The sequence below is a fragment of the Comamonas sp. CMM02 genome, from assembly GCF_014851485.1.
In the GTDB taxonomy this organism is placed as follows: Bacteria; Pseudomonadota; Gammaproteobacteria; order Burkholderiales; family Burkholderiaceae_C; genus Comamonas; species Comamonas avium.
Genome location: NZ_JACUZW010000004.1, coordinates 351,597 through 377,990, shown reverse-complemented (window position 1 = coordinate 377,990; position 26,394 = coordinate 351,597). Strand labels below are relative to the sequence as shown.

General features: G+C 59.4%; 28 protein-coding genes. 9 read left to right on the top strand and 19 right to left on the bottom strand.

Translation table 11 applies throughout. The features are described 5' to 3' along the window. The 9 genes from IB213_RS15325 to IB213_RS15285 all read right to left on the bottom strand — a co-directional run. Nucleotides 1-650 (bottom strand): GTP-binding protein (locus tag IB213_RS15325; RefSeq protein ID WP_192407614.1); only part of this gene is annotated, 650 nt, incomplete at its 3' end. Between the two features lie 171 nt (nucleotides 651-821). Next, nucleotides 822-2,930 carry an elongation factor G gene (gene fusA, locus IB213_RS15320; protein ID WP_191722126.1) on the bottom strand — a complete coding sequence of 703 codons (2,109 nt, stop codon included), beginning with the start codon at nucleotides 2,928-2,930 and terminating at the stop codon, nucleotides 822-824. Between the two features lie 157 nt (nucleotides 2,931-3,087). Further along, nucleotides 3,088-3,561: a 30S ribosomal protein S7 gene (rpsG, locus tag IB213_RS15315; protein WP_191722125.1), complete on the bottom strand. Its 474-nt coding sequence runs from the start codon at nucleotides 3,559-3,561 to the stop codon at nucleotides 3,088-3,090. 165 nt (nucleotides 3,562-3,726) lie between these two features. Continuing rightward, nucleotides 3,727-4,104 carry a 30S ribosomal protein S12 gene (rpsL, locus tag IB213_RS15310; RefSeq protein ID WP_012202325.1) on the bottom strand — a complete coding sequence of 126 codons (378 nt, stop codon included), beginning with the start codon at nucleotides 4,102-4,104 and terminating at the stop codon, nucleotides 3,727-3,729. Nucleotides 4,105-4,261: 157 nt separating this feature from the next. Continuing rightward, complete coding sequence (locus IB213_RS15305) at nucleotides 4,262-5,431, bottom strand: D-alanyl-D-alanine carboxypeptidase family protein (protein ID WP_192407613.1); 1,170 nt, start codon at nucleotides 5,429-5,431, stop codon at nucleotides 4,262-4,264. Between the two features lie 46 nt (nucleotides 5,432-5,477). Beyond that, nucleotides 5,478-6,110, bottom strand: coding sequence for an alpha/beta hydrolase (locus tag IB213_RS15300; RefSeq protein ID WP_192407611.1), 633 nt, complete (start codon nucleotides 6,108-6,110; stop codon nucleotides 5,478-5,480). 87 nt (nucleotides 6,111-6,197) lie between these two features. Beyond that, nucleotides 6,198-6,542: a ferredoxin gene (locus tag IB213_RS15295; protein ID WP_191722122.1), complete on the bottom strand. Its 345-nt coding sequence runs from the start codon at nucleotides 6,540-6,542 to the stop codon at nucleotides 6,198-6,200. 56 nt (nucleotides 6,543-6,598) lie between these two features. Continuing rightward, nucleotides 6,599-7,699: a VanZ family protein gene (locus tag IB213_RS15290; protein ID WP_370551223.1), complete on the bottom strand. Its 1,101-nt coding sequence runs from the start codon at nucleotides 7,697-7,699 to the stop codon at nucleotides 6,599-6,601. 31 nt (nucleotides 7,700-7,730) lie between these two features. Continuing rightward, nucleotides 7,731-8,153, bottom strand: a complete 423-nt coding sequence (locus IB213_RS15285) for a CopD family protein (protein ID WP_192407609.1) — start codon at nucleotides 8,151-8,153, stop codon at nucleotides 7,731-7,733. A 239-nt stretch (nucleotides 8,154-8,392) separates the two neighbouring features. Here IB213_RS15285 and hemB point away from each other — a divergent pair, with 239 nt between their 5' ends. Both hemB and IB213_RS15275 read left to right on the top strand, forming a co-directional pair. Continuing rightward, nucleotides 8,393-9,403, top strand: a complete 1,011-nt coding sequence (gene hemB, locus IB213_RS15280; protein WP_191722120.1) for a porphobilinogen synthase — start codon at nucleotides 8,393-8,395, stop codon at nucleotides 9,401-9,403. A 97-nt stretch (nucleotides 9,404-9,500) separates the two neighbouring features. Next, entirely contained in the window at nucleotides 9,501-10,610 is a 1,110-nt protein-coding gene (locus IB213_RS15275; protein ID WP_192407607.1) for a magnesium transporter CorA family protein, read from the top strand. 100 nt (nucleotides 10,611-10,710) lie between these two features. On the opposite strand, the gene IB213_RS15270 is transcribed toward IB213_RS15275, so the two are convergent. Next, the gene (locus IB213_RS15270) at nucleotides 10,711-11,409 is read right to left on the bottom strand and encodes a dienelactone hydrolase family protein (protein ID WP_192407605.1); all 699 of its coding nucleotides are present in this window, start codon (nucleotides 11,407-11,409) and stop codon (nucleotides 10,711-10,713) included. A 133-nt stretch (nucleotides 11,410-11,542) separates the two neighbouring features. Between IB213_RS15270 and IB213_RS15265 the strand changes: the two genes are divergently transcribed. Next, the gene (locus tag IB213_RS15265; RefSeq protein WP_192407602.1) at nucleotides 11,543-12,175 is read left to right on the top strand and encodes a MarC family protein; all 633 of its coding nucleotides are present in this window, start codon (nucleotides 11,543-11,545) and stop codon (nucleotides 12,173-12,175) included. Nucleotides 12,176-12,226: 51 nt separating this feature from the next. On the opposite strand, the gene IB213_RS15260 is transcribed toward IB213_RS15265, so the two are convergent. The 7 genes from IB213_RS15260 to IB213_RS15230 all read right to left on the bottom strand — a co-directional run bounded on the left by IB213_RS15260 (nucleotide 12,227) and on the right by IB213_RS15230 (nucleotide 17,603). After that, nucleotides 12,227-12,754, bottom strand: a complete 528-nt coding sequence (locus IB213_RS15260) for a hemerythrin domain-containing protein (RefSeq protein WP_192407595.1) — start codon at nucleotides 12,752-12,754, stop codon at nucleotides 12,227-12,229. 215 nt (nucleotides 12,755-12,969) lie between these two features. Next, the gene (locus IB213_RS15255) at nucleotides 12,970-13,548 is read right to left on the bottom strand and encodes a hypothetical protein (protein WP_192407593.1); all 579 of its coding nucleotides are present in this window, start codon (nucleotides 13,546-13,548) and stop codon (nucleotides 12,970-12,972) included. Between the two features lie 71 nt (nucleotides 13,549-13,619). Further along, nucleotides 13,620-13,838, bottom strand: a complete 219-nt coding sequence (locus IB213_RS15250) for a CsbD family protein (protein ID WP_191722114.1) — start codon at nucleotides 13,836-13,838, stop codon at nucleotides 13,620-13,622. Nucleotides 13,839-14,011: 173 nt separating this feature from the next. After that, nucleotides 14,012-14,683 carry an ABC-type transport auxiliary lipoprotein family protein gene (locus IB213_RS15245; RefSeq protein ID WP_225561142.1) on the bottom strand — a complete coding sequence of 224 codons (672 nt, stop codon included), beginning with the start codon at nucleotides 14,681-14,683 and terminating at the stop codon, nucleotides 14,012-14,014. An 11-nt stretch (nucleotides 14,684-14,694) separates the two neighbouring features. Beyond that, on the bottom strand, nucleotides 14,695-15,672 hold the full coding sequence (locus tag IB213_RS15240) for an MlaD family protein (protein ID WP_191722113.1): 978 nt from the start codon (nucleotides 15,670-15,672) through the stop codon (nucleotides 14,695-14,697). A gap of 2 nt (nucleotides 15,673-15,674) precedes the next feature. After that, on the bottom strand, nucleotides 15,675-16,463 hold the full coding sequence (locus IB213_RS15235) for an ABC transporter ATP-binding protein (protein WP_191722297.1): 789 nt from the start codon (nucleotides 16,461-16,463) through the stop codon (nucleotides 15,675-15,677). Nucleotides 16,464-16,475: 12 nt separating this feature from the next. Then, nucleotides 16,476-17,603, bottom strand: a complete 1,128-nt coding sequence (locus IB213_RS15230) for an ABC transporter permease (RefSeq protein ID WP_192407591.1) — start codon at nucleotides 17,601-17,603, stop codon at nucleotides 16,476-16,478. Nucleotides 17,604-17,826: 223 nt separating this feature from the next. Here IB213_RS15230 and IB213_RS15225 point away from each other — a divergent pair, with 223 nt between their 5' ends. After that, a complete protein-coding gene (locus IB213_RS15225; RefSeq protein ID WP_191722111.1) occupies nucleotides 17,827-19,551 on the top strand; it encodes a GMC family oxidoreductase in 1,725 nt (574 codons plus the stop codon). Nucleotides 19,552-19,778: 227 nt separating this feature from the next. On the opposite strand, the gene IB213_RS15220 is transcribed toward IB213_RS15225, so the two are convergent. Together IB213_RS15220 and IB213_RS15215 are read right to left on the bottom strand one after the other, a co-directional pair. Next, nucleotides 19,779-20,105: a hypothetical protein gene (locus tag IB213_RS15220; protein ID WP_192407589.1), complete on the bottom strand. Its 327-nt coding sequence runs from the start codon at nucleotides 20,103-20,105 to the stop codon at nucleotides 19,779-19,781. A gap of 97 nt (nucleotides 20,106-20,202) precedes the next feature. Next, complete coding sequence (locus IB213_RS15215; RefSeq protein WP_370551222.1) at nucleotides 20,203-21,513, bottom strand: ammonium transporter; 1,311 nt, start codon at nucleotides 21,511-21,513, stop codon at nucleotides 20,203-20,205. 344 nt (nucleotides 21,514-21,857) lie between these two features. On the opposite strand from IB213_RS15215, the gene IB213_RS15210 reads away from it, so the two are divergent. The 5 genes from IB213_RS15210 to IB213_RS15190 all read left to right on the top strand — a co-directional run bounded on the left by IB213_RS15210 (nucleotide 21,858) and on the right by IB213_RS15190 (nucleotide 26,361). Next, the gene (locus tag IB213_RS15210; protein WP_192407585.1) at nucleotides 21,858-22,616 is read left to right on the top strand and encodes a TSUP family transporter; all 759 of its coding nucleotides are present in this window, start codon (nucleotides 21,858-21,860) and stop codon (nucleotides 22,614-22,616) included. Between the two features lie 262 nt (nucleotides 22,617-22,878). Then, the gene (locus tag IB213_RS15205; RefSeq protein WP_191722107.1) at nucleotides 22,879-23,649 is read left to right on the top strand and encodes an ABC transporter substrate-binding protein; all 771 of its coding nucleotides are present in this window, start codon (nucleotides 22,879-22,881) and stop codon (nucleotides 23,647-23,649) included. A 109-nt stretch (nucleotides 23,650-23,758) separates the two neighbouring features. Further along, the gene (locus tag IB213_RS15200; RefSeq protein WP_191722106.1) at nucleotides 23,759-24,541 is read left to right on the top strand and encodes an amino acid ABC transporter permease; all 783 of its coding nucleotides are present in this window, start codon (nucleotides 23,759-23,761) and stop codon (nucleotides 24,539-24,541) included. Further along, nucleotides 24,538-25,293: an amino acid ABC transporter ATP-binding protein gene (locus tag IB213_RS15195; RefSeq protein WP_192407583.1), complete on the top strand. Its 756-nt coding sequence runs from the start codon at nucleotides 24,538-24,540 to the stop codon at nucleotides 25,291-25,293. Before IB213_RS15200 ends, IB213_RS15195 begins: the two co-directional genes overlap by 4 nt. A 141-nt stretch (nucleotides 25,294-25,434) precedes the next feature. Further along, entirely contained in the window at nucleotides 25,435-26,361 is a 927-nt protein-coding gene (locus IB213_RS15190; protein WP_192407581.1) for a DMT family transporter, read from the top strand. Nucleotides 26,362-26,394 lie beyond the last annotated feature (33 nt).

Genomic DNA, 26,394 nt, shown 5'->3' with positions numbered 1-26,394 from the left:
ACAGGCATTGCAAAGGCACCGTCCACAGCACGCTCAGGTGTTGGGATGTAGGTATCCAGAGCTTCAGCCAGCTTCAAGATAGCAGGCTCACCCTTGTCGGACTGGTCACCTTCCAGGGCCAGCTTAGCCGAACCGCGGATGATTGGAGTGTCGTCACCTGGGAAGTCATACTTGTCCAAGAGCTCGCGCACTTCCATTTCGACCAGCTCCAGCAGCTCTTCGTCGTCCACCATGTCGCACTTGTTCAGGAACACGATGATGTAAGGAACGCCAACCTGGCGAGCCAGCAGGATGTGCTCGCGTGTCTGGGGCATAGGGCCGTCAGCAGCGGAGCAAACCAAGATAGCGCCGTCCATCTGAGCAGCACCAGTGATCATGTTCTTCACATAGTCAGCGTGGCCTGGGCAGTCAACGTGAGCGTAGTGACGGGTTGCAGTTTCGTACTCAACGTGCGAAGTGTTGATCGTGATACCACGAGCCTTTTCTTCGGGTGCGTTGTCGATCTGCGAGTAGTCACGAGCTTCGCCGCCGAAGTGCTTGGACAGCACAGTAGCGATAGCAGCTGTCAGGGTAGTCTTACCGTGGTCAACGTGGCCAATAGTACCCACGTTCACGTGGGGCTTGGTACGTTCGAATTTTTCTTTTGCCATTGCAAATTCTCCGAATAAAAGAGCAGACCTGTGTGTGGTTTTAAGGTCTGCATCGCATTGCTAATTCACTTCGCACAGGTAACAAAGTGGCACGCGATCGCAGACCGGCAATCTGTCCGCAGTCGCAAAAAACGACTGCGGACAACCGATCAATTATGACCGATTTGCTAATTACTTAGCGCGGGCTGCAACGATGGCTTCAGCCACGTTGCGAGGAGCTTCAGCGTAGTGCTTGAACTCCATGGTGTAGCTGGCGCGACCTTGTGTCTGTGAACGCAACGAAGTGGCGTAACCAAACATTTCGGACAAAGGCACTTCTGCCTTAATCGCCTTACCACCACCAACCATGTCGTCCATGCCCTGCACCAGACCACGACGGGCAGACAAGTCACCCATCACAGTACCGGCGTAGTCTTCTGGCGTTTCCACTTCCACGGCCATCATTGGCTCGAGGATGACAGGATTGGCCTTGCGAGCTGCTTCCTTGAAACCGAAGATAGCGGCCATCTTGAACGCCATTTCGTTCGAGTCCACATCGTGGTACGAACCGAAGGTCAAAGTAACCTTCACGTCCACAACAGGGTAGCCAGCCAGCACACCGGAGGTCAGGGCTTCGATCACACCCTTTTCAACAGCAGGAATGTATTCGCGAGGAACCACACCGCCCTTGATGGCGTCAACAAACTCAAAGCCCTTACCTGGCTCTTGTGGCTCCAATGTGAACACCACGTGACCGTATTGACCCTTACCGCCGGACTGACGAACAAACTTGCCGTCCACATCCTTGACCGTGCTGCGCACAGTTTCGCGGTAAGCAACCTGGGGCTTGCCCACGTTGGCTTCCACGTTGAACTCGCGCTTCATGCGGTCCACGATAATTTCCAGGTGCAATTCGCCCATACCAGCAATGATGGTCTGGCCCGATTCTTCGTCGGTACGCACACGGAAGGAAGGATCTTCAGCCGCCAGGCGCGACAGGGCAATACCCATCTTTTCCTGGTCAGTCTTGGTCTTTGGCTCCACTGCCTGTGCAATCACCGGCTCAGGGAACACCATGCGCTCCAGCACGATAGGCGCATCGGATGCACACAGGGTTTCACCTGTTGTCACATCCTTCAAGCCCACGCAAGCAGCGATGTCACCGGCGCGAATTTCGTCGACTTCCACGCGATCGTTGGCCATCATCTGCACGATACGGCCGATACGCTCTTTCTTACCCTTTACAGAGTTCAGAACGGTTTCGCCCTTGGACAGAACACCCGAATACACGCGCACGAAAGTCAGCTGACCCACGAACGGATCGGTCATCAGCTTAAACGCCAACGCAGAGAACTTCTCTTCGTCGTCAGCCTTGCGGCTCAGCTTCTTTTCTTCGTCGTCGGGATCGGTACCGGTCACGTCGTCGATATCCACAGGCGCTGGCAGATAGTCGATCACGGCGTCCAGCATGCGCTGTACACCCTTGTTCTTGAAGGCAGTACCGCACAGCATGGGCTGAATTTCAACAGCCAGCGTACGGGCACGGATACCGGCCTTGATTTCTTCTTCAGACAAAGTACCTTCTTCCAGGTACTTGTTCATCAGGTCTTCGTTGGCTTCAGCAGCAGCTTCGACCAGATTTTCACGCCACTTGTTGGCAGTTTCCACCAAGTCAGCAGGAATGTCCTGGTACTCAAACTTCATGCCCTGGGAAGCTTCGTCCCAGATGATGGCCTTCATCTTGACCAAGTCAACTACGCCTTCGAACTTGTCTTCAGCACCAATTGGGATCACCACAGGCACTGGGTTCGCATTCAGACGAGTCTTCATGCCTTCATAGACCTTGAAGAAGTTGGCACCAGTACGGTCCATCTTGTTCACGAAGGCCAGGCGAGGCACTTTGTACTTGTTAGCTTGACGCCACACAGTTTCAGACTGAGGCTGCACGCCGCCCACAGCACAGTACACCATGCAAGCGCCGTCCAGCACGCGCATGGAACGCTCCACTTCAATAGTGAAGTCCACGTGGCCGGGGGTGTCAATGATGTTGAAACGGTGCTCGGGGTAGGACAGGTCCATGCCCTTCCAGAAGCAAGTCACAGCAGCCGAAGTAATGGTGATGCCGCGCTCTTGCTCTTGCTCCATCCAGTCGGTGGTCGCAGCGCCGTCATGCACTTCACCCAGCTTGTGGGTCACGCCTGTATAAAACAGGATACGTTCAGTGGTAGTGGTCTTACCTGCGTCGATGTGCGCCGAAATACCGATGTTGCGATAACGGGCAATGGGGGTCTTGCGAGCCATGATTGATCCTTGATTGATCGTATGGGGGGGAGAGAGTCTGATCACCCAGCCTTGTGGCGCCGGGACCAGCAGCTCTATATGAGGGCGCCTTGAATCGAGACAAGGCCGCCGGCAAAATTTGCGAGCGGCCCGTCTGTTTCAAACTGCAATAAGCAGATTAGAAGCGGAAGTGGCTGAAGGCCTTGTTGGCTTCGGCCATACGGTGCACTTCATCACGCTTCTTCATGGCGCCGCCACGACCTTCGGTGGCTTCCATCATTTCGTTGGCCAGACGTTGGGCCATCGACTTTTCGCCACGCTTACGGGCAGCTTCCTTCAACCAGCGCATGGACAGAGCCAGACGACGGACGGGACGCACTTCAACAGGCACCTGGTAGTTAGCACCACCCACGCGGCGGGACTTCACTTCCACCATGGGCTTGATGTTGTTGATGGCTGTGACGAACACTTCCAAAGCATCTTTTTCAGGCTGCTTCTTGGCGATCAGCTCCAGAGCACCATAAATGATGCGTTCTGCAACAGCCTTCTTGCCGCCTTCCATGATCACGTTCATGAATTTGGACAGCTCTACATTACCGAACTTAGGATCCGGCAGAATTTCACGTTTGGGGACTTCGCGACGACGTGGCATTTTTCACCTCTATCTTTGCTTCAGTTGGTGACTTTTCAGACACCGCGAGAGCTAATCAAAGACTCTCACTTACTCGACCCACGCAAAACACTTGCGCTTCGGGTCACTACGTTTGACCGCGCCAGTCAGGCGAATCAAACACCGTTTGTTTTTCGAAACCAGGGCTTACTTAGCCTTAGGCTTCTTAGCACCGTACTTCGAACGGGACTGCTTGCGATCCTTGACGCCTTGCAGGTCAAGCGAACCGCGCACGATGTGGTAACGCACACCTGGCAAGTCCTTTACACGACCACCACGCACCAGCACCACGCTGTGCTCTTGCAGGTTGTGGCCTTCACCGCCGATGTACGAAATAACTTCGAAACCGTTGGTCAGACGCACCTTAGCCACCTTACGCAAAGCCGAGTTAGGCTTCTTAGGTGTCGTGGTGTACACACGGGTACACACGCCACGGCGCTGGGGGCAGTTTTCCATAGCAGGGCTCTTGGATTTAACAACTTCTACCGTGCGGCCCTGACGCACGAGTTGGTTAATGGTTGGCATTAAATAACGTCCCTAAACGTAAAAAACGAAAACGTGAAACCCTTCGGAAATTCCGAAAAGCTCTCGAATGTACCAGCTTGGCAAACCCAGAGCAAGTCATATGTGATTAAACGGCAGGCACCCAAGTATTAGGCTCCTGCCGCTTTCGTGGCTCGCGTTAACGAATCCACAGTCGGATGGCATCCCAGGTGCGACCAAAGAAACCACCTTCATCCACGCCTTCCAGCGCAACGATGGGCAATTCAGCAGCGACTTGATCTGCCACCAGCACCTTCAAAGTGCCCACTTGCTGGCCCTTGGCAATCGGCGCCAACAAAGGATCAGTACGCACCACCTGGGTGGTGACCTTGCCAGAGCTTCCCGAAGGTACTGTCACGACAGTTGCACCTTCACGCCCGACCTTGATGGTGCCTTTGGTGCCCTTCCAGATTTGGGCCTCTTCCATCGCCTGCCCTGCATCAAACAGCTTGACTGCGTCATAGGCCGTATAGCCCCAGTTCAAGAGCTTCTGGCTTTCATTGGCACGCGCGTTGTCGCTGGCGGCACCCAGCAAAATAGAGAGCATCCGGCGCCCGCCCACGTTGGGGATTTCGCGATTGGCAGTAGAAACCAGGCAGTAGCCTGCAGCATTGGTGTGACCTGTTTTGAGGCCATCAACAGTAGGGTCACGGAACAGCAAGGTATTGCGGTTTCGGCCATTGGCCGCAGGCGTGCCTTGATAGCGGTATTCCTTGATGGCGTAGTAGTGCGTGTACTGGGGGAAGTCACGCATCAGGCGTATTGCCAAAATAGACAGGTCACGCGCGGTCGTCAGATGGCCGGGCTCGGTCAGTCCTTCAGGGTTCTTGTAGACGGTACCCGTCATACCCAGCGCTTTAGCCTGCTCGTTCATCAGGCGCACAAAGTTTTCCTTGGTACCGCCCACGCCCTCGGCCAGCGCCATGGTGGCGTCATTGCCAGACTGCACGATCATGCCCTTGATCAAGTCCTCGACAGGCACTTGCATCTTGGGATCGATAAACATGCGCGAGCCAGGCATCTTCCAGGCTTGCTCGCTCACAGGCAGGCGCTGCTCCAGTGTGATCTTCTTGGAACGCAGTGCATCAAACACGAGGTAACCCGTCATCAGCTTGGTCAGCGATGCAGGCTCTACAGGAGCGTCAACATCCTTGGATGCCAGCACTTGGTTGGCCGTCACATCCACCAGCATATAGGTGCGCGCAGCAATTTCTGGCGGCTGCAACTGTGCAATTTGGGCATTCGCCCACAAAGGCGCCATGGCCGCGGTCAATGCCAGCGTGCGCAGGGTCGAGAAAACAGGCTTCATGAACACAACTCGGTTATCAGAAAATCAGCAGAAAAAAGCTGCGCACTCACAGGTGCACAGCACTCAGGTGACGAAGCACCAAGCCTTTGAGCAAAGGCAATTGTCCGTGGAAGAAATGCCCCCCATCCGGGACAACTGTTACAGGCAGTATCTGCGAGCGCGCCCAGTCCATGACCGATTGCAGCGGCACGGTGTCATCTTTCTCACCATGCAGCACCAGCGTGCGGTCATGGGCAGCCGGAGGCAGCGTGGCGGGTTCAAAGCGGCTGGCAGCCGTGCCAACCAGTACTACTTTTTCAACCCGTGCCTCATCCCATAAAGCAGCTACCGCGTGCGTGGTGACAAATGCACCGAAGGAGAACCCTGCCAGCGCCACTGCACCCTGGGGCGCCACCTGGCGTACCACTTCCATCAAATCCAGGGCCTCGCCCTTGCCTGCATCGTGCACACCTTCGCTGGCACCGACGCCGCGAAAGTTAAAACGAATGGCTTCCCAGCCCGCTTGCACAAAGGCGCGTGCCAAGGTCTGCACTACTTTGTTGTCCATGGTGCCGGCAAACAAGGGGTGCGGATGGGCGATCACCGCCACGCCTTTGGGCGTGCCCGCAGGGCGGTCACGCAGGGCTTCGATCAGACCGGCAGCGCCGGCAAGGGTGAATCGTTCTGTTTGGGCGTTCAATTGCAACTACCTAATTTATAGCTACCTGCGCTTTATGAATAAGCACTGGCGGCCAGAAACACTTGGGATTGGGGCTGTGAGTCGGTTTCAGCGGCCAAGTTCCGGGGGAACCAGCAAACGTTCAACCACTGTGCCGTTTTTCAGGTGTGACTCGACAATTTCGTCAATGTCTGCGGTATCGAAAAAGGTGTACCACGTCCCCTCGGGGTAGACCACGGCGACCGGGCCTGCAGCACAGCGATCCAGACAGCCTGCCTTGTTCACGCGCACCTGGCCTTTGCCCGCCAGGCCGGCATCTTTCACGGCTTTTTTGCAGTGGTCAAAGCCTTCCTTGGCGCCATGCAAAGCACAGCAGTCTTCGCCATTGGGGCGTTCGTTCAGGCAAAAGAAAATATGGCGGCTGTAGTAGCCGCTGGAGGTGTGTTCACTCATGGTGCAAACATTCTAGGCCGTGGCCATGCAATCCACTGGGCCAGTGAAAAGGTGCCCTAGCTAGTCTCAGGTTGCCGCTGTGTCAGGCGCAGCGCCACATAGGCCAGCACAGCATAGGGCCAGGCCCAGCCCAGCCATTGCCCCAGCCCGTAAAAACGCATGAAGCGTCCCTGCTCCCAAGACTGCAGGGTGTCGGCAAAGTAGGGGTTAAGCGGTGCCTGGTTGAGCCAGTTGAGCTGCCACATCAGCACCAAAATCAGCAGCACTGCACACCAGCGGCGTGGCACTGGCAGCGCGCAGACAGCCAGCAAGATGGCCGCCACAATACCCGCCTGTGTGGGCAGCGTGTTCCACGCCCAGGCGTGGTTGGGGCCATAAGCCATGGCCGATGACAACGCAGTAGCCGCAATGCCCGCCGCAATGACAACGATGGCCAACACCGCCCGACGGCCGCGATGGACCATCAGCATGTAACCCAGCAGACAAGGCGCCAGCAAACCCAGCATGACGCACAGCATTTCTGCACTGGGCATCAGCGGTACCAGCGGCTCTTCGCGCAGGGGCAGCCAGTCCATGAAGGGCGTACCCTCCAGCCATTCGTCCAGTGTTTTATCCAGCCGCTCCAGCACCTGCCCCAGGCTAAAAGGCAGCGTCGCCGGAAAGAGCAGAGCAATGGGCCACAGACCAATCAGCACCAGTCCCCCGTGGGGCTGCTGATCAAACCAGCGCTGCCTAAATACGCTCCATCGCTCCAGCGCACCCAGCCGCTCCAAGGCGGCAGCCAGCAAAGCGCCCATCAATGCGCCTGCGGCGTTGAGCACAAAATCCAGATTGGAGGGGACACGTCGCGGCAAGTAGATTTGCAAAAACTCCATGCTCAGCGACAGCGCTGCACCACTCAGAAATGCTGCGGGAATGGACCAGGCCCGCCAGCCACTGCGCAGCCCTCCCAGCGCCAACAGGAAACCCAAAGGCACATAACCCACAATGTTGGTGTTGACGTCAAACCACGTCCAGTACGGAGGAGGCAGTGGCGCCGTCACAAACACCCAGGGCGAAATGCCCTGCACCCGCCAGCCGTCGAACGGAAACAAGCTGGCGAAGACAATCAGTGCGATGTACAGCATGGCCAGTGGCCATGCCGAGGTCTTGAACACAGGCTGCCCCTTTCCGGTGGGCGGACGAGGTTTAAAAAGGCTTCACAACGACGAGGATCACGATGGCCACGAGCAGCAGCACGGGCAGTTCGTTGTACCAGCGGAACCAGCGATGGCTGCGCTGGCATGTTCCGGCCATCAACTGACGCAGCAGCACGCCGCAGCTGTAGTGATAACCCACTACGGCCAGTACCAGCACCAGCTTGGCATGCACCCAGCCGCCCGCTTGCCAAAAACCAAAGCCCAGCAGCAGCCACAGGCCCAGTGCAATGGCAGGAATCGCCAAGATGGTGGTGAAGCGCAACAATCGCTGCGACATACCGATCAGGCGTTCACGCTCTGCCACAGAGCCCGGCGTCACCATGGCCAGATTCACAAAGATGCGCGGCAGGTAGAAAAGACCAGCAAACCAGCTGGTCACGAAGACGATATGAAAAGCTTTGACCCACAACATGGGCACAGTGTAAGGCGCAGACTTGGCGCAAAAAAAACCCGGCCAAGGCCGGGCGTGAAAATTCCTCTGGAAAGAGGCCTGCTCAGGGAGGTGAAGCAGGGAATGCGGCAAGCCGCGCTCGGAGGCCAATCTAGCATTGCGTTTGGGCACGCGCACCGGGACTATCCCCAAGGACAAGCTTGACTGGGCTGTGCCGGGATCGCTCACACAGAAGTATCGACAGGAGCACAATGGCAGGCATGCATCTGTCTAGCCCTACCCCTTTTCCGCAAAGCCGTCCCCGCCGTCTGCGCCGTGATGCTTTCACCCGCAACCTGGTGCGTGAGAACCACCTGACAGCCCATGACTTCATTTACCCGGTGTTCGTCCACGAGGGCAGCAGCCGCCGCGAGGCCATTGCCTCGATGCCCGGTGTAGAGCGCCTGAGCCTGGACCTGCTGCTGCCTGTGGCCCAAGAGTGTGTGAAGCTGGAAATTCCAGTGCTGGCGCTGTTTCCCGCCATTGACACCAGCCTGAAGACACCTGACGGCAAAGAAGCGCTGAACCCTGATGGCCTGATCCCCCGTGTGGTGCGCGCACTGAAAAAAGAGTTCCCCCAGCTGGGCATCATGACCGATGTGGCGCTGGACCCCTACACCAGCCACGGCCAGGACGGCATCCTGGATGAAACCGGCTACATCCTCAATGAAGAAACCGTGGAAGTGCTGGTCGGCCAGGCCCTCACGCACGCCGAAGCCGGTGTCGACATGGTCGCCCCCAGCGACATGATGGACGGCCGCATTGGCGCCATCCGCGAAGCACTGGAGCTGCAAGGCCACATCTATACGCGCATCATGGCCTATAGCGCCAAGTACGCCAGTGCCTTCTACGGCCCCTTTCGCGATGCCGTTGGTACGCGTGGTGCTCTGGGCAAGGCCGACAAGAACGTCTACCAGATGGACCCGGCCAACTCCGATGAAGCCCTGCGCGAAGTGGCCATGGACATTGCCGAGGGTGCAGACATGGTCATGGTCAAGCCCGGCATGCCCTATCTGGACATCGTGCGCCGCGTCAAAGATGAGTTCAAGGTGCCCACCTTTGCCTATCAGGTCAGCGGCGAGTACGCCATGATCAAGGCCGCTGCAGCGAATGGCTGGCTGGACCACGACGCCGTCATGATGGAAGCGCTGCTGGCCTTCAAGCGTGCCGGGGCCGATGGCATCTTGACGTACTTTGCGATCGACGCGGCCAAGAAGCTGCGCGGGCTGTAACCTCTGGGCCTGCACCGGGTGGCTGCACAGCCGCCCGGTTTTCATAGCTGTCAGCGCCTGAACAGCCTGCGTTTTTGGCCTTTTTGACCTTACATCTATGCAACTGCTGCTGATTCAGCCTGCCACCAAACAGGTGCAAGACCTGGGCACCTGGCCGCCCGCCGAGTCCACCGCCCTGCCGCGCCCCGAGGCCGGTGCGTTTTACTGGCTCTCTTGCGAGCGCAGCGAATTTGAGGCGCAGCTAGCGGCTGTTCAGCCACTGCTGCTGTCGCTGTGCGGCACACCGCTGGTGGATCTGCACATCTCCGACCTGCTGAACGCACACATTCCATCCACGTTTGACTTCACGTCGGATTACGACGTGCTGGTATTTCGCCGACTGGACCTGCCGCAGGTCCAAGCGCCCTCCACCACCAAAGGGCTGCCTACCGCGCCCGTGGGCTTTGCGGTGTTTGACGAGATCTTGCTCAGCGTGCACCCCAGCGCATGCCCCGTGCGTGAGCACTACCTGCAGCGCTTGCTCTCGCCTGCAGGCACTTTCCCCGAAAAACGCAGCGCAGGCAGCCGCCTGCCGCCCAGCAGTGCTGACCTGATGCTGCGCCAGATCGACCAGATGGTGGACGGCTACCAGAGCCTGCGCCGCGACATGGCCAAGCAAATCGATGGCTGGCAGATGGCCTTGCTCAACCCCAAATCCCGCTTTAACGACTGGGCCGAGGTGCTGCAGGCGCGCCTGGGGCTGCACCAGCTCGATGAAATCTGTGAAGACCAGCGGGCTGCCGTGCAAGACTGGATTGATTCGCTGGACGGCTGGAGCAGCGAAGACAGCAGCAAAACCGCACGCCGCGCGCTGGAGCTGCTGCGCGTGCGCTCGCGCGACGTGCTGGAGCACATTGAACGCGTGATTCACCACGTGCACCGCATGGAGCAAAGTGCCGAAGCCGCCATGCAAATGCACTTCTCCGCACAGAGCAACCGTGCCAACGACATCATGCGCACCCTCACCACACTGACCGCCATCTTTCTGCCACTGAACTTGATTGCGGCCGTGTTCGGCATGAACTTTGACGTTCTGCCCCTGGTGCACAAAGAAGATGGTTTCTGGTGGGCCATGGGCGCCATGGGCCTGATTGGCCTGGTGCTGCTGGTGTTCTTCTGGCGCCGCCGGTACATTGAAAAAGACAGCTTGCTGGGCAACAATGATTAAAAAGAAGAGCTGCTAACGCTTATGAGTCAATAACTTCAGATACAAAAGTATTTGAAATGCGCATGAATACAGCGCAAGCAGCTTCTCTTTTAATGGCACATCACAGCGAACGGCGCAAATACTGGTCAAAAAATGCCAGCGTGCGGTCTTTGGCCTGCACCGCGCTGATGTCGTCATAACTGCCACGCTGGTCACAGTTAAAACCGTGGTCGGCCTCGTACAAATGCACCTGTACACTCGGGTGTGCATGGCTGAAGGCCTGCACGCTGTCCACCGAGATATGCGCATCCAGCGTGCCAAAGTGCGCCATCACCGGAATGCGTGGCATGCGCGCCATGTCAGGCGCAACCGTCATACCGCCCCCGTAGTAGCACACAGCCGCAGAAAGCTCATCGAGCTGCTGCGCCGCGCGCCACGTCAGCAGCCCGCCCCAGCAAAACCCCAGCATGCCCACACGCTCGCCGCTCGATTGCCGCACCCACTGCGCGGCAGCCCGAACATCTTGCAGCACGCCCTCACCCGGCAAAGCCTCTGCGGCCGCTTTCAGCGCTTTGCCGCGCGCCATGCCTTCGGCGTCATAGCCCAGATCCACATCCGGCTCCAGCCGTGCAAAGAGTGCCGGAGCAATCGCCACAAACCCCCGCGCAGCCAGCCGATCGGTCACGGCACGGATGTGCGCATTCACGCCAAAAATCTCCTGCGCCACCACCAGTGCACCGCGCACCGGCCCTTCGGGCTGTGCCACCCATGCAGGGATTTGCACCCCGTCTGCTGCCATTAGCTGTACAAACTGTCCCATGCCTGCCCCTTGTATGTTGTCGTTGTGCCATGGTCTCATCCGCACCAACCTTACCTACACTTCGACCACACCACTGGTAACTTTAAGCAATCTGCGTTCCACTTAGCCCATTCACTCCCAACGCCTACCGCCCATGGATTTAAAACCGCTGATCACCCTGGTCGCCATCGTCAACCCGCTGGCGATCGTGCCGTTTTTCATCCATTACACCCAGGGATTTAACGCTGAGCAGCGCACGCAAACCATCCGCACCGCGGCCTTCAGCGCGTTTGTGGTGATTGCCGCATGCGCACTGATTGGCCTGCAGGTACTGGATTTCTTCAACATATCGCTGCAAAGTTTTCAGGTCGGCGGCGGCTTGCTGCTGCTGCTCAGTGCCATGAACATGCTGAACGCACGCCCTGCAGAAGACCGCCCTCACGAAGCCACGCTGGAAGCCGGGGCCGAAAAAGCGGCCATGGGCAACAGCATTGCGGTCGTTCCACTCACCATCCCCCTGCTCACAGGCCCCGCAGCCATGTCCACCGTGGTGATTTATGCCGATCAGGCCGCCAATTTCTGGCAACACCTGGCACTGGTGGGCTATGGAGTTGTGGTGGCCGCTTGCGTGTGGGGTAGTTTTTCGATGGCAGAGCCCATCGCCCGCGTTCTGGGCAAAACCGGCATCAATGTGATGACGCGGCTGATGGGCTTGATTTTGGCCGCGCTGGCCATCGAAGTGATGGCGGGCGGCCTGGTGAAGATTTTTCCCGTCCTGGCAGGCTAGGCTTTTGTTCACGCACGGTTGCCGCCGTGCGTGCCAAGCAGCCCGGGGCGGCTACGCCGCCGCTTGCGCTACCTTGTGCGCCTGAGCCGAATGCTGGTCATGGTCTTCGGGCTTGGAGCACGCACCGCCACAACCGCTGATCAGTTGCTCGGGCAAAGACTCCGTATGGGCCACTTCGCCCGTCTCCGGGTCAAAGCCGACGCTTTGCATGTGCTGCGCCAAGGCCGCATCCATGGTCTGGGCGTGGTAGCTGAACCAGGAGGCCAGCTCCGGCGTCATGCCGCGAATCATGGTGAAGTTGCCCTGCTCACCGTTCTTGGCACCTTCTCGCATGATTTCCAGTACCACCTTGTGCTGGGTGGCATGGCAGTTTCCTACAGAAAAGCCTGTGGCCTCCATCCAGCGGTCTTCCTGCCCAAAGTGGGCTTCCGTATGCGCGATCAGTTCTTGCCACAGCGGTTCAAGTTCTTCGTCCGCAGCGCTTTCCACAGCCGCCAGCAGATCGACAAACTCTTTGTGCGTTTCATCCATGGCAGGAACGTTCAGCTCCAAAGCTGCGCTCCATTCCAACGTCGCCATAGTGCAACTCCTTCTTATGGGTTTGTTTCAGTGAACCGAGCTTAAAGAGGAGATTTCTTAGGGATTTGCGTCACATCAAATTCTGACCAGCCCAAGGCATTGACCTACAGCCTTGTTTTCCCTAAAGCAAAAAGCCCTGCATTGCAGGGCTTGGTTGTGCACGCTATATGCCACACGTCATGTGTCATGCGCCATGCAGCTTCAAATTTCAGCCATTACTGGCCAAAAGTACGCTTGGCATCGTTTTGGCATTTGTCCTTCACGTCGCCCGACAGGGCATCGCAACGCTCCATGGCCGCCTTGTAGTCGGCTTCACGCACATTCTGTGCTGCGTCCTTGCGAACCTCAGACACGTGCGCCGCCTTGGCGTTGCCATCTTTGCTGCCGTCTGCCCGTGCATCCGCTACCTTGGCCGCTTCCAGAGCTTTCACGTGTTGTGCCTTGGCATCTTTTTCACACACATCCTCGGCATTGCCCTTGAGGTCGTCACACTTTTCCTTGGCCACTGCGTAGGCAGTATCGGCTTTGGTCTTGGCAACGTTGTAGCGCCGCTTTTCGGTTGGATCTTTGCGGTGCTCCAGCTCTGCCTTGGCTACTTTTTCGCGGCCCTCGGCCTCTTTTTCACAGACATCCTTGGCATTCGCGGTCAGCGATGTGCACTGCACTTTGGCTGCCTTGTATTCGGCCGTGATGCGCTGCTGCTCGGCCTTATGTTCTTCTGCAGTCAGCGCAAAAGCAGAGGTAGCCATCAATGCGGCTGCGGTCATTGCTATTAATTTTGGGGTGAATTGCATAGCGACTCCTTGTCTCAGAGATATAAAAAAAGCATGGGCGGCCCGCGCCCATGCTTTGCGCCCTCAATGGCTTACTGGTCCCAACGGAAGTCGGGGTGGCGCTTTTGCCAATCCGTCAGCTGCTTTTCTGCCTCTTCCTTGGCGATACCGTGCCGCTCTTGCAGCTTGCCCAGAAACTGGTCGCGCTTGCCTGCAATCACATCGACGTCGTCGTCCGTCAGCTTGCCCCACTGCTCACGCATCTTGCCTTTGAATTGTTTCCAGTTTCCTGAGATACGGTCTTCATTCATAGCGACTCCTTTACGTGCATTCATCCATGCCGCACAGCAGAAAAACCAAATAAATCATGGCTTTACTGTTGTGCAGCGCGAACATTCACTGTACTGAGTCACGTGGGTGGCAGACGTAGTCACTGCAGGCGACGGACGGTAAGACCATGCCACCCATGGCTGCAAGGCAGGCCTCAACGCTTGCTGACAGCCGTTACGGTCTGTAGCCAAGGCAGCATTTGCCGGCCTATCGCATCGACGCCCTGCGCCAGAGCCTGTACGCCCGCCGATGCATTGGGCGCAGCGGCTGGCTGGCGCACTTCAAAGACCTGCTGCGCCAGCAGCACATCGCCTTGCGGTGCGGGGTCGACCAGGGTGGCGCGTACCCGCACCCAGCCAGCGCTCTGGCGTGCACTGGCAAACACATGGCTGAATTCTTCCAGCGACAAGCGCAAGACCGGAACCTGTCTGCCCTGCACACTGGGCGGCAGTTCCCCGGCTTCTGCAGACAGTACGACCCGCCCACCTTGGCCCAGGTGCTCACGCAACCGCTGCAACACCATCTGCGCGGGCGGCAAACTCCAGCGGGCCTGGGCATAGGCGTGCAGCACCTGGGCATCGGCATAGGCCAGCCGGTAACGCACGGCGGTATTGCCGTCTGACTGCAAAGGGGCCTGCATCTTGGCCAGCGCCACGGGCTGCAGCGCATCGCTGGCAGGGGCCAAGGCCGGGGGCACACCCAAGTCATAGCGCGCAACCGCCTGGGGAGGCTGTGGCAAGTTGCTGCAACCTGCCAGCAGCACCGCCAGCAAGCCACCAGCCAGCAAGCTGCGCCCGTTCAAGAGGCCTGATTTCATTGTTTGCATATGCTGCATCCTCATTGATTGGCTGGCGGGGCAACAAAACCCGGCTCACCCGGACCAGGCTTGCCGCCAACGCCGTATATCAAGGCCTGGGGGTTGTCTCCAATGCCAGAAACTGCACTGCCCAACTGCCGTGCCGCAGAGGACACATCAGTGGCCGCCTGGTTGATACCGGGCAAAGTGGCGCGGTCAAAGCGCTCTGCTGCACGCGCCATGGACTGAGAGCCGGCGGTCATTTGCTCCAGCACCCCACCGGGCTCCTGCACAGCCGAAGTCATCTTGCGCACATCTTTGGCCAGTGCGCCCGCCTCGTCGCCTGCGCGCTCCATCGCTTGCATGGCACGTCGTGCATCCTGCGCCATGGCGGGAAACTCGCGCACCGCGGGCACGACCTGCTCACGCAAGGTGATGTTCATGGACCGCGTCACCTCGCTCACATTGCCTGCGGCGTCCGACAGGTTCGACAGCAAGCTGCTGAACCGCGCCTGATTGTCATCGCCCAAAAGCTGGTTAATGCGCTTGGTCGCTTCATCCACTTTGCTCAAAATCGTCATCCCCTGATCCGCAAGCACGCTCAGAGGGGACGATTTCATGGGCAGGCGGGGCAGGCCGCTTTCCCCGGGGGGCATCTCGGCGCCCGGCGGGGTCAGATCATCGAGCTGAATGTGTGCAATGCCCGTCACCCCCTGATAGCCCAGCATGCCGAACGTGCCCGTGGTGGAGACTGGGGCCTTGCTGTCCACAGCAATGCGAATCAGCACGTTGCCTTGCTGCGCATCGTCAAACGTAATGTCTGTCACCTTCCCGACGGCCACCCCCTTGTAGCGCACTGTCGCCTGGCTTTGCAGCCCACTGATGGCATCCGCCGTGGACAGCTCATAGAGCCTGTATTCATGGCGATCGCGGGTCAGCCACAAGGCCAGACCTGCCAGCAAAACAGCCAGCGCCAGCACAAATGTGCCTGCGGCCATGGCATGGGATTTGTTTTCCATGGTTAATGCCCTCCTTGCGGGACTGGCGCCATGGCACGACGACCACGCTCACCCTGAAAGAACGTTTCAATAAACGGATGCTTAAATTGCGCCACCTCGCGCGGCGTACCTGTTACCAGCACCCGCTTTTCGGCCAGCACGGCCACGCGGCTGGACAGAGCGAACAAGGTGTCCAAGTCGTGCGTGACCATGATGACGGTCAGCCCCAGCTCGGCGTGCAGCTCGCGCAACAGCGCACAAAATTCATCAGAACTGGTGGGATCCAGCCCAGCCGTTGGCTCATCGAGCAGCAGCAGCGGGGGGTCCATGATCAAGGCGCGAGCCAGCGCCACGCGCTTGACCATACCACCCGAAAGATCTGCAGGCATGCGCGTGGCGTGCTCCGGTTTCAGGCCGACCATCTGCAGCTTGATCATGGCGGCCTCATCCACCATGGCCTCTGGCAGCGTGCCTTGCTCGCGCAGCGCAAAACCGATGTTCTCCAGCACATTGAAGGCTGAATACAGTGCCCCGTGCTGAAACAGCATACCCACACGGGCGGCAGCGCCCTCACCGCACAGTTGCGCCGCAGGTTTGCCCAGCGTTGTGACACTGCCTTTGCCCGGGTGCAGCAAGCCCAGAATCTGCCGCAGCAGCACGGTCTTGCCCGTGCCAGAGCCCCCCACAATCGACAGCATTTCTCCGCGAAACACCGTCAAATCCAGGTCCTGGTGCACTGCAAAGGCTTTATCGCCCTCACCAAAGATGCTCCAAAGCTTGTCGACGATGACGACGGGTTCGGTGTTGTGCATTGCTGTCATGGCCTAGAACCCCACGTCCTTGAACGCAATGGCAAAAATAGCATCCACGATGATGACCATGGTGATGGATGACACCACCGAGGCCGTGGTGCCCTCCCCCAGGCTCTGGGTATTGGGCTGCACCCGCAGGCCCCAGTGGCAGCCGATCAGGGCGATGAAGATGCCAAACACCACAGACTTGGACATGGCCAGCACCAGATTGCCGACCTCCACCGCGTCGGGCAACGTTTGCCAGAAATACCCTGCAGAAATGCCCATGGTCAAATCCGCTGCCAGCATGCCGCCGCCCAGAGCGGCCAGCGTGGTCCACAAACTGATCAAGGGCATGGCCACCGCCAGGGCCATGGCGCGCGGCATGACCAGCCTGAAACCGTGGCGTATGCCCATGACCTGCATGGCATCCAGCTCCTCGGTCACGCGCATCACACCAATTTGCGCCGTAATTGCAGAGCCTGATCGCCCCGCCACCAAGATGGCAGCCAGCAGTGGCCCCAGCTCGCGGATCAAAGAGATGCCCAAAATATTCACGATGAAGGCTTCCGCCCCGAACTGACGCAGCTGCAAGGCCATCAGATAGGCCAGCACCACCCCGATCAGGAAGCCCACCAGCGCTGTAATGGGTAGCGCTGTAGCCCCCATGCTGTAGAGGTGACCCGAAAAATCGCGCCATGGGCCCTTGCGCGGATTGCGCAGCAAAGACCCGAAATCCAGCGCCAGTTGGCCCACCAGCTCCACCAGATGCAGCAAGTGGTCCAGCGCATGCAGCACCAGCAGGCCCAGCTGGTTAACCTGGTCCATCCAGCACCAGGGCTTGCGCGCCGGCGCGGGGGCCTGCTGGAATGAGGCCACGCGCGTGAGCATGGCGCGCTGGCCGTCTGTGAGCCTGAGATTCTGTGGCCATGCATGCTGCCAGTGGTTCCAAAGCAACTGCGCACCCACGTGGTCCAGCCACTGCAGCCCCTGCAGATCCCAGCCTTGTGCGGGATTGGCATCACAGGTCTTCAAGGCTTTTTGCAGCGCTTGCCAATGTTTGCGCTGTCCCAGTTCTGCGGCCCCCCAGCGCCCTTGCAGCAGCGCCCACGCACCCTGGTCGTCCGAGGTGATCGTCAAGCGTGGAGTGGTGTCTGTCATAGCAACGTGCAAAGCCAAAGTGCGCCAAGCTTACAAGTTTTCTACGAAGAGTCCGAAGGCAGAGCGCGGGCAGGCGTGTCAGCCACTTGGCAACAACCTTACTAATCCGTAAGCCTGGGACTACACGCTTTCCCTATCGACAGACGGCAGCATCTCTTCAAAATGGCAGCACTAGCATCCACTTCGGATGCTTGTTTTAGGCCAGTTACCGCTGGCGAAGATCATGAGCGACACCACTTTCGACTACATCATCATCGGAGGCGGAACCGCAGGCGCCTTGCTGTGTAACCGCCTCAGCGCAGACCGCAATGTGCGGGTTTTATTACTCGAAGCGGGTCGCAAAGACGATTACCACTGGATCCACATCCCCGTTGGATACCTGCACTGCATAGGCAACCCACGCACAGACTGGCTGTATCAGACAGAACCAGATGCCGGGCTCAACGGACGCAGCCTGCGCTATCCACGCGGCAAAACACTGGGTGGCTGCTCCAGCATCAACGGCATGATCTACATGCGCGGTCAGGCCCGCGATTACGACCAGTGGGCACAGCTGACGGGCGATGACGCGTGGCGCTGGGACAACGTGTTGCCTGCCTTCAAAAAGCACGAAAGCCACTGGCGACTGGATGAAGGCCAGCCCCACGATGCGGCGTTTGCCGCTTGGCACGGCAACAAGGGCGAGTGGCGCGTCGAAAAACAGCGCCTGCGCTGGGACATTCTGGATGCCTTTTCCGAGGCTGCACAGCAGGCGGGCATTCCTGCCACCCCGGACTTCAACACGGGAGTCAACGAAGGTGTGGGCTACTTTGAAGTGAACCAGAAAGATGGGCTGCGCTGGAACACCGCCAAGGCTTTCTTGCGCCCGAAATGCTATGGCCGCCCTAATTTCGAGATGTGGACCATGGCCCAGGCCACCCGTCTGGTCACTGAGCGCCAGTCCGATGGCTCATTGCGCTGCACCGGGGTGAAAGCCTGGATTGGCGATGAGCTGGAACACCTCACGGCCACGGAAGAGGTCATCCTGTGCGCGGGGGCCATCAATTCACCGCAGTTGCTGCAACTGTCGGGCATTGGCCCGGCCAATTTACTGCGCGACAAGGGCATTCCAGTCACGCTGGATTTGCCGGGCGTGGGGGCCAACTTGCAAGACCACCTGCAGATCCGCTCGGTCTACAAGGTCAATGACACGCCCACGCTCAATACCTTGACCGCGACACGCTGGGGCAAGATGCGCATCGGGCTGGAATACCTGCTGCACCGCACGGGGCCAATGAGCATGGCACCCTCACAGCTGGGTGCGTTCACGCGCAGCCACCCCGACATGCCGCACCCCAATTTGCAATACCACGTGCAGCCTTTGTCGCTGGATGCATTTGGCGAGCCGCTGCACAGCTTTCCCGCCTTCACGGCCAGCGTGTGCAACCTCAACCCCTCCAGCCGTGGCACGGTGCAGATCAAGAGCCCCAATTTTGAGGACGCACCCTCGATTGCCCCCAATTACCTGAGCACGGCACATGACCGCCAGGTAGCAGCAGACAGCCTGCGCGTGACGCGCAACATCGTCAGCCAGCCCGCGCTGGCACGCTACAAGCCCGAGGAATGGAAGCCGGGCACGCAATACCAGACCGATGAAGAGCTGGCACGGCTGGCGGGCGACATTGCCACCACCATCTTCCACCCCGTAGGCACCACCAAGATGGGGCGTGACGGCGATAGCATGGCCGTGCTTGACAGCCATTTACGTGTGCGTGGCGTGCAGGCACTGCGTGTGGTGGATGCCGGTGCCATGCCCACCATCACCAGCGGCAACACCAACAGCCCAACGCTGATGCTGGCTGAAAAAGCGGCGCAATGGATTCGCGCAGACCGCAAGGCACGCAACGCCAAAGTGGAAACGGCTGTCGCTTCTGCCATGGATGAGCCCATTCACGCCCTGACGGTCTGACGACTACAAAACAGCTGAAGCGCAGATCCACTTAAAAAGTGAGCTGCTAACGCTTAATACACAACGCTTTCAGATATAAAAGTATTTAAAAACGCCACTGCATAAGCGATACAAGCTCACTTTTAATCACCACCGCTTTTTACACACGATGCCGTGCAGGGCCAGGCGGCAAGCCACAGCGCCTGCATGGCAATGGCCTCGCACCGGCGGGTAACGGGCAACAGCACTCAGCGCAAGCCCCCGATATAGCGTTCAGCATCGCCAGCCCCCGGCGCATTGCTTTCGCGCAGATTTCGGCTCGCCCGCTGCGCCAGCGGCGGTACGGACGGTGAGGCTAGTTGTGCACCGGTCGGCAGCAGCGCCTCCAGCTTGCTGGCCAGGTCAGCCAGTTGCGCATCTCCGTCTTCCCGGGCTTTGGCCCGTGCAACGCACACCACTTCACGCGCGTAGTCGTCGTTTTCGGCCATCCAGTCGGTATCGGTCACACGGCCTGCCTTGCGCCGCAAGGCTACATGCAGGTGGGCTGCCGTTGCCACACGTTCACTGTTTGCCATCACCCACTCCTTGCTTGATTGCTGCACCGAGCCCTGTGACTCCAGGGCATGGCGGTCTCCCACTGCACGCCGCAGGCTGGAGCAGCGGGGTTCATGCTTACTGACCCACGTGCTCCCGGTGCTGGGTAATGTCCAGACCTTGCTGCTCATCATGCAGCTCCACCCGCACCGGGGTCACCCGGTCGGTCAGCCACATCAGCACACAGGTGGCCACAAAGCTGTACACCGCCACCGCAACCACGGCCACGGTTTGCGCCAGCAGGTTGCCACTGGCGCCCGAGATGGTGCTGCTGACAAACACCCCGGTGAGGATGGAGCCCACCATGCCCCCAAGGCCGTGTACGCCAAACACGTCCAGCGAATCATCGGCACCCAGCCAGCGCTTGAAACCCGTTGCGCCCCAGTAGCAGACCAGGCCAGCCATCGCGCCAATCAGCAGCCCCGAGCCCATGTCCACAAAACCGGCTGCCGGCGTGACCGCCACCAAACCGGCAACCAGACCCGAGCACAAGCCCAGCAGCGAGACGCGCCGGCGGAACATCCACTCGCCTGCCGCCCAGCCAATCGCACCGCCGGCTGCTGCCAGATGGGTCACCACCATGGCCAGTGCTGCGCGCCCGTCGGCTGACAGGGCAGAGCCACCATTGAAACCGAACCAGCCCACCCACAGCAGGCACGCGCCCAGCATGGTCCAGCCCAGGTTGTAGGGCTGAAACGCTTCGCGTCCATAGCCCGTGCGCTTGCCCAGATAACAGGCGCAGGCCAGCCCTGCAGCGCCCGCATTCACATGCACCACGGCCCCGCCAGCAAAGTCCAGCGCCCCCATGCGCGCCAGCCAGCCACCGGGCTCCCACACCCAGTGGGCCACGGGCACGTAGACGCACAGGCTCCACAGCGCCATAAACAGCATCAGCGCACCAAACCGCATGCGCTCTACAACAGCCCCCACGATCAACGCCGCAGTGATGATGGCAAACGTCAGTTGAAACAGGGCGTAGGCTGCCTCCGGAATATGCGCAGCCATGTGACTGACCGACAGCTGCTGCGCCGCCAGCTGGTAATCCAGCCCCGCAAACCAGATGCGCTCCAGCCCTCCCAGCCAGCGGTTACCGGGCGTAAAAGCCAGCGAATAGCCCACGGCAAACCACACCACACTGACCACGCAAGCAGCACCCAGTACTGCCGCCAAGGTGTTGAGCACATTTTTGCCGCGCACCATGCCCGCGTAAAACAGCGCCACGCCGGGCAGCGTCATCAGCAGCACCAGCGCCGCAGATACCAGCACCCAGGCCGTGTCGGCACCACGAATTTCGTCAAACCCCACCATGTGCTGCGCCTGCACCCCCACGGGCAGTGCCATCAGCGCAGCAGCAACCCCCATCCAGCCCAGCGTGTTGTGCATCTTCATGTCCATCCCCCTTTGCTTTTTGGTGACCGCCACCAAGCACAAGCTGTGCCCGGCTGTCTTTGCGCTAGCTGCGCGCCCACCACATGGCTGTCAGACGTTTCCGAACAAGCTTGCGGGAAATCCCCGATGCACCAGACCGATGCAGCCGTTACAGTCCATCCACTCAAGCGCTGCACCAAGGTGTAGCAAAGAGGGCCCGAGGAGACAAACTCGATCCACAAACAGACCAATATCTAAAAAGCATCCGCCAATGAGATGCCTTTCCAAAGCGCCGGTACCCCCGGCGCTTTTTGTTTGGGCAAGTGACAGCTTCACGCCGTCAGGGCAGCGCACAATCGACCACCATGGAATGGATCTTTATCTCTCTGGCTTCGGCCCTGGCTGGTTTTGTGGATGCCATCGTCGGCGGTGGCGGGCTAATACTGGTGCCCGCCATGTTTGCTGCATTTCCCACCGCTGCACCCGCCACCTTGTTTGGCACCAACAAAAGCGCTGCGGTCTGGGGCACGGCCATGTCAACGTGGCAGTACAGCCGCCGCATCTCCATCACCTGGCCCACCATCATTCCGGGCATCGTGGCAGCAGGTGTCGGTGCCTTTGCCGGTGCATGGGCCGTGACCCTGGTCAACCCCGACTTTCTGCGCAAGCTGCTGCCCTTCATCTTGCTGGGCGTGCTGATCTACACACTGGCCAAAAAAGAGCTGGGCCGTGAACACACCCCCCACCGCAGCCAGCGCGCTGCGCAGTGGCTGACAGCAGCTATCGGTCTGGTCATCGGGTTTTACGACGGCTTTTTTGGACCTGGCACGGGCAGCTTTTTTGTCTTCTTGCTCGTACGTCTGCTGGGCTATGACTTCTTGAACGCTTCCATCAACGCCAAGCTCATGAACGTGATGACCAACTTGGCGGCCATTGCCCTGTTTGCGATAAAGGGGCACGTGTGGTGGCACTTTGCCATTCCTCTGGCCATTGCCAACGTGCTGGGCAGCGTGCTGGGCACCTGGATGGCGCTGCGCCATGGCGCAGGCTTTGTCCGCGTGATTTTCATTGTGGTGGTCAGCCTGCTGATCTGTAAAACCGGCTGGGATGCCTTTGGCGGGTAAACCCGAGCCTCGTAGACGCAAACCCTTGGGGGCTGCTCAGGCAGCCTTCTGCGCTGGCGAAGTCTCACTTCTATAATTGCGGGTTGCTTTCGCCGCCAAGCCGCTCTTTTTTGGTGCATTGACACCAACACCCAGCGGCACTGCCGGGCACTGTTGTGTGCTGGCTGTGGCCTCTATTTTTTTCCGCGCCGCGTGGTGCGTGCGGAGGCCCCATCTCTGGGGCCGGGGGTCTGGACCCTGCGAATGTCTCCAGGAACTACACATGAAACGCATTTCCCTGATCGCCGCTGCCGCCGTTGCAGTGTTGGCTACAGCTGGTGCCCACGCCCGCTCGTTCGAAGCCATCCAAAAAGACGGCACTATCCGTCTGGCCACTGAAGGCTACTACACCCCGTTTGCCTACTTTGAAGGCAAAAAGCTGACCGGCTTTGAGGTGGAGCTGGCCGAGCTGATGGCCCAGAAAATGGGGCTAAAGACCGAATGGAAAACCATTTCCTTCGACGCCCTGCTGACTGGCCTGAAGCAAGACCGCTGGGATTTGGTGATCTCCTCGCACGGCATCACCCCCGAGCGTGAAAAGGCCGTCACCTTCACCGCCCCGCACTACTGCTCAGGGGCGCAGGTGATTGCACTGACCGACGCTATCAAAAGTGCCAAGGATCTGACCGGCAAGACCGTCTCTGCGCAAACCGGCACCACCTACCTGGACTACGTTCAAAAGAACGTGCCCGGTGTCCAACGCGTGGTGAACTTTCCCACCAACGAAGCCGCCCTCAATGCGCTGATGACCAAGCGCGTTGACGCGTGGGTGACCGAGCGTTTCCTGGCCAAGGAAATGCTGCAAAAGAACAGCAAGATCAAGTTCAACCAGGGCGAACTGCTGTTTGTCGAACGCGTTGCCTCTGCTGTCTCCAAAGACAACCAGGCTTTGGCAGCCGCATGGAACAAGGCATTTGCCGAGTCTTTGAAAGATGGCAGCTACGCCAAGATCTCGCAAAAGTGGTTCCAGGAAGACATCCGCTGCCCGGAATAACGAAGCATGGGTAGCCCCGTGGTCCGTCAGCGCTAGCGCCCGGCCACTGCACCCTACGCCCTGAAGAGATTGCTCCAGGGCGTTTTCGTTTTTCCATTCTGGTTTTTCTATGCTTACTGCTATCTGGCCCACCCACTGGAGCCGCACCCAACGCAGCAACGCCACCCTGGTCACAGCCCTGTTGCTGATGGTGGTGGTGGTGTCTGCACTCGGCCAGTTGCTGGCCCTGCTTCCCGAGCCAATTGGTGACCACGCCGGCGAATTTGCCGAAGGCGCACGCACCACGCTGTACCTGACCTTGATCAGTGGCTCTGCCGGCCTGCTGCTGGGTGTGGCTGCAGCGCTGGCCCGTACCTCGGGCAATGGCCTGCTGCGCAGCATTGCCAGCACCTACATCTGGATCATTCGCGGCACGCCGCTGCTGGTACAGATTCTGTTCATGTACTTTGCCCTGCCGGTGCTTGTGCCAGGCCTGAATCTGCCTGACTTTGCCGCTGCAGTGATTGCGCTGGCGCTCAATGTGGGGGCCTACAACGCCGAAGCCGTGCGCGCCGGCCTCAACGCCGTGCCCCGCGGGCAGGCTGAAGCCGCCCGTGCGCTGGGTTTGCCCAAAACCCGTGTGTTCACCGATGTGGTGTTCCCGCAGGCGTTCAAGATTTCGCTGCCTCCACTGGTGAGCAACTTTGTGGCTTTGCTCAAAGACTCTTCGCTGGCCTACGCCATTGGCGTGGTAGAGCTGACCAACGTGGGCAACCGCATCCAGTCGTCTACCTTTCAGCCCGTTGAAACGCTGCTGACGGTGGGCGTCACCTACCTGGTGCTGACCACTTTGGTGACCCAGGTGACCGCAGCCATCGAATACCGTTTTGACGTGGAAGGCCGCCAAAAATGAGCCAAGCTGCCAATACCCGCACGCCCTACATCGTCTGCGACAAGGTGACCAAAAGCTTTGGCACGCACCAGGTGCTGCAAGGTGTATCCACCGCATTCAGCAAAGGCGAAGTAACCGTCATCATCGGCGCTTCTGGCTCGGGCAAATCCACGTTGCTGCGGGCACTCAACCGCCTGGAGCCGCACGACGGCGGCACGATCACCATCGACGGCGTGCCCGTCACCGACCACGAAGCCACGCTGCAAAAACAGCGCTGCGAAGTGGGCATGGTGTTTCAGCAGTTCAACCTGTTCGGTCACATGACGGTGCTGGACAACGTGACGCTGGCACCCCGGCGCATCCACAAGATATCGCGCAGCGCTGCCAACGCCAAAGCCATGCAATTGCTCGAACGCGTGGGCATGCAGGACCATGCACACAAGTACCCGTGGCAGCTCTCGGGTGGTCAGCAGCAGCGCGTGGCCATTGCGCGTGCGCTGGCCATGGAGCCACAGGTGATGCTGTTTGACGAACCCACCAGCGCGCTCGATCCCGAGATGGTGCAGGAAGTGCTGGAAGTGATGCGCAGTCTGGCCAAGGAAGGCATGACCATGATTGTGGTGACCCACGAAATGGGCTTTGCCCGCGAAGTGGCCGACCGCGTGATGTTCTTTGACCAAGGCTGTATTGCCCACGAAGCACCGCCGGCAGAGTTTTTTGCCCGCCCTGCCAACGAGCGCATTGCCGCATTCATCGGGCGCGTGGCACACTAGGCGCTGTTTTCACACCCGTTGCGGGCTATCAAACAAAGGAGCTATTAGCGCCTGTGTTTTCAGGGTTTCAGCATGTTTTGATGCTGAAACATAGATAACATAAGCGCTGACTGCTTCTTTTTTTACGCCTGCCTTTTTCACATGCGCACTCAACGCTGGGGCCTTGCGGCCTTGCTGGCTGTCACCGTCGTCTGGGGCACCACCTTTCCGGCCATGAAGCAGCTGTCGGCAGACCTGTCTGCGCTGCAGATCATCTGGCTGCGTTTTGGCATGGCCGCCGTGGTGTTGCTGCCCCTGTGGCGCGGCATGCGCAGGGCCGAATGGCGCTGGGGCCTGGGGCTGGGCGTGCTCAATTTTCTGGCCTTCTGGCTGCAGATTGAAGGGCTGAGCCACACCACCAGCAACCGCAACGCCTTCGTCACCGGATTGAACGTGCTGATCGTGCCTTTGATCGCCTGGCTGGTGCTGCGCCGGCGGATGGGCTGGCAAGTGTGGGCCGCCTGTGCCATGGCCGTCGCCGGCATGTGCCTGATGTTTTTTGAAGACAGCCCGTGGAATTGGGGCGACACGCTCACCCTGTGCAGCGCTGCCGTCTACGCCGTCTATATCTTGACCATGGAAGCGGCCGCTCTGCGTAATCAGGCCGCTCCACTGCGCGCCACGCGCATGGCGGCAGCGCTGGCGGGTTCCATGTGGGTATGCACCACGCTGATGCTGCTGGTGCAACCTAACGGCATGGCCCAACTGCATACACAGGCCATGGCGCTGTCTGCCAATGCCTGGGGTGCACTTATTTACCTGGGGCTGATTGCCAGCGCCATGGTGGTCATCTTTCAGGCCTGGGGCCAGCAGCGCGTAGATGCCATGCGCAGCGCGATTGTGTATGGACTGGAGCCGGTGTTTGCCGCGCTCACCGCCTGGTGGCTGATTGACGAACGCATGGCAATGCTCGCCTTTGGCGGTGCAGCCTTGATTGTGGTGGCCCTGATTTTCAGCCAGTGGACCCCACCACCCTCGCGGACAGGCCAGCGCACAACACCTGCCGACACCGCCCGGCACGGCACCTGAACTCATTGGGCTGCCGTGCCCTGCTTGCGCGTA

Excerpts from the sequence above, each read along its gene's own strand:
- fusA (WP_191722126.1), bottom strand. The coding sequence starts at position 2,930 with ATGGCTCGCAAGACCCCCATTGCCCGTTATCGCAACATCGGTATTTCG.
- rpsG (WP_191722125.1), bottom strand. The coding sequence starts at position 3,561 with ATGCCACGTCGTCGCGAAGTCCCCAAACGTGAAATTCTGCCGGATCCT.
- rpsL (WP_012202325.1), bottom strand. The coding sequence starts at position 4,104 with ATGCCAACCATTAACCAACTCGTGCGTCAGGGCCGCACGGTAGAAGTT.
- IB213_RS15305 (WP_192407613.1), bottom strand. The coding sequence starts at position 5,431 with ATGAAGCCTGTTTTCTCGACCCTGCGCACGCTGGCATTGACCGCGGCC.
- IB213_RS15295 (WP_191722122.1), bottom strand. The coding sequence starts at position 6,542 with ATGAGTGAACACACCTCCAGCGGCTACTACAGCCGCCATATTTTCTTT.
- IB213_RS15285 (WP_192407609.1), bottom strand. The coding sequence starts at position 8,153 with ATGTTGTGGGTCAAAGCTTTTCATATCGTCTTCGTGACCAGCTGGTTT.
- hemB (WP_191722120.1), top strand. The coding sequence starts at position 8,393 with ATGCATCTGTCTAGCCCTACCCCTTTTCCGCAAAGCCGTCCCCGCCGT.
- IB213_RS15275 (WP_192407607.1), top strand. The coding sequence starts at position 9,501 with ATGCAACTGCTGCTGATTCAGCCTGCCACCAAACAGGTGCAAGACCTG.
- IB213_RS15270 (WP_192407605.1), bottom strand. The coding sequence starts at position 11,409 with ATGGGACAGTTTGTACAGCTAATGGCAGCAGACGGGGTGCAAATCCCT.
- IB213_RS15265 (WP_192407602.1), top strand. The coding sequence starts at position 11,543 with ATGGATTTAAAACCGCTGATCACCCTGGTCGCCATCGTCAACCCGCTG.
- IB213_RS15260 (WP_192407595.1), bottom strand. The coding sequence starts at position 12,754 with ATGGCGACGTTGGAATGGAGCGCAGCTTTGGAGCTGAACGTTCCTGCC.
- IB213_RS15255 (WP_192407593.1), bottom strand. The coding sequence starts at position 13,548 with ATGCAATTCACCCCAAAATTAATAGCAATGACCGCAGCCGCATTGATG.
- IB213_RS15250 (WP_191722114.1), bottom strand. The coding sequence starts at position 13,838 with ATGAATGAAGACCGTATCTCAGGAAACTGGAAACAATTCAAAGGCAAG.
- IB213_RS15245 (WP_225561142.1), bottom strand. The coding sequence starts at position 14,683 with ATGCAAACAATGAAATCAGGCCTCTTGAACGGGCGCAGCTTGCTGGCT.
- IB213_RS15240 (WP_191722113.1), bottom strand. The coding sequence starts at position 15,672 with ATGGAAAACAAATCCCATGCCATGGCCGCAGGCACATTTGTGCTGGCG.
- IB213_RS15235 (WP_191722297.1), bottom strand. The coding sequence starts at position 16,463 with ATGCACAACACCGAACCCGTCGTCATCGTCGACAAGCTTTGGAGCATC.
- IB213_RS15230 (WP_192407591.1), bottom strand. The coding sequence starts at position 17,603 with ATGACAGACACCACTCCACGCTTGACGATCACCTCGGACGACCAGGGT.
- IB213_RS15225 (WP_191722111.1), top strand. The coding sequence starts at position 17,827 with ATGAGCGACACCACTTTCGACTACATCATCATCGGAGGCGGAACCGCA.
- IB213_RS15220 (WP_192407589.1), bottom strand. The coding sequence starts at position 20,105 with ATGGCAAACAGTGAACGTGTGGCAACGGCAGCCCACCTGCATGTAGCC.
- IB213_RS15215 (WP_370551222.1), bottom strand. The coding sequence starts at position 21,513 with ATGAAGATGCACAACACGCTGGGCTGGATGGGGGTTGCTGCTGCGCTG.
- IB213_RS15210 (WP_192407585.1), top strand. The coding sequence starts at position 21,858 with ATGGAATGGATCTTTATCTCTCTGGCTTCGGCCCTGGCTGGTTTTGTG.
- IB213_RS15205 (WP_191722107.1), top strand. The coding sequence starts at position 22,879 with ATGAAACGCATTTCCCTGATCGCCGCTGCCGCCGTTGCAGTGTTGGCT.
- IB213_RS15200 (WP_191722106.1), top strand. The coding sequence starts at position 23,759 with ATGCTTACTGCTATCTGGCCCACCCACTGGAGCCGCACCCAACGCAGC.
- IB213_RS15195 (WP_192407583.1), top strand. The coding sequence starts at position 24,538 with ATGAGCCAAGCTGCCAATACCCGCACGCCCTACATCGTCTGCGACAAG.
- IB213_RS15190 (WP_192407581.1), top strand. The coding sequence starts at position 25,435 with ATGCGCACTCAACGCTGGGGCCTTGCGGCCTTGCTGGCTGTCACCGTC.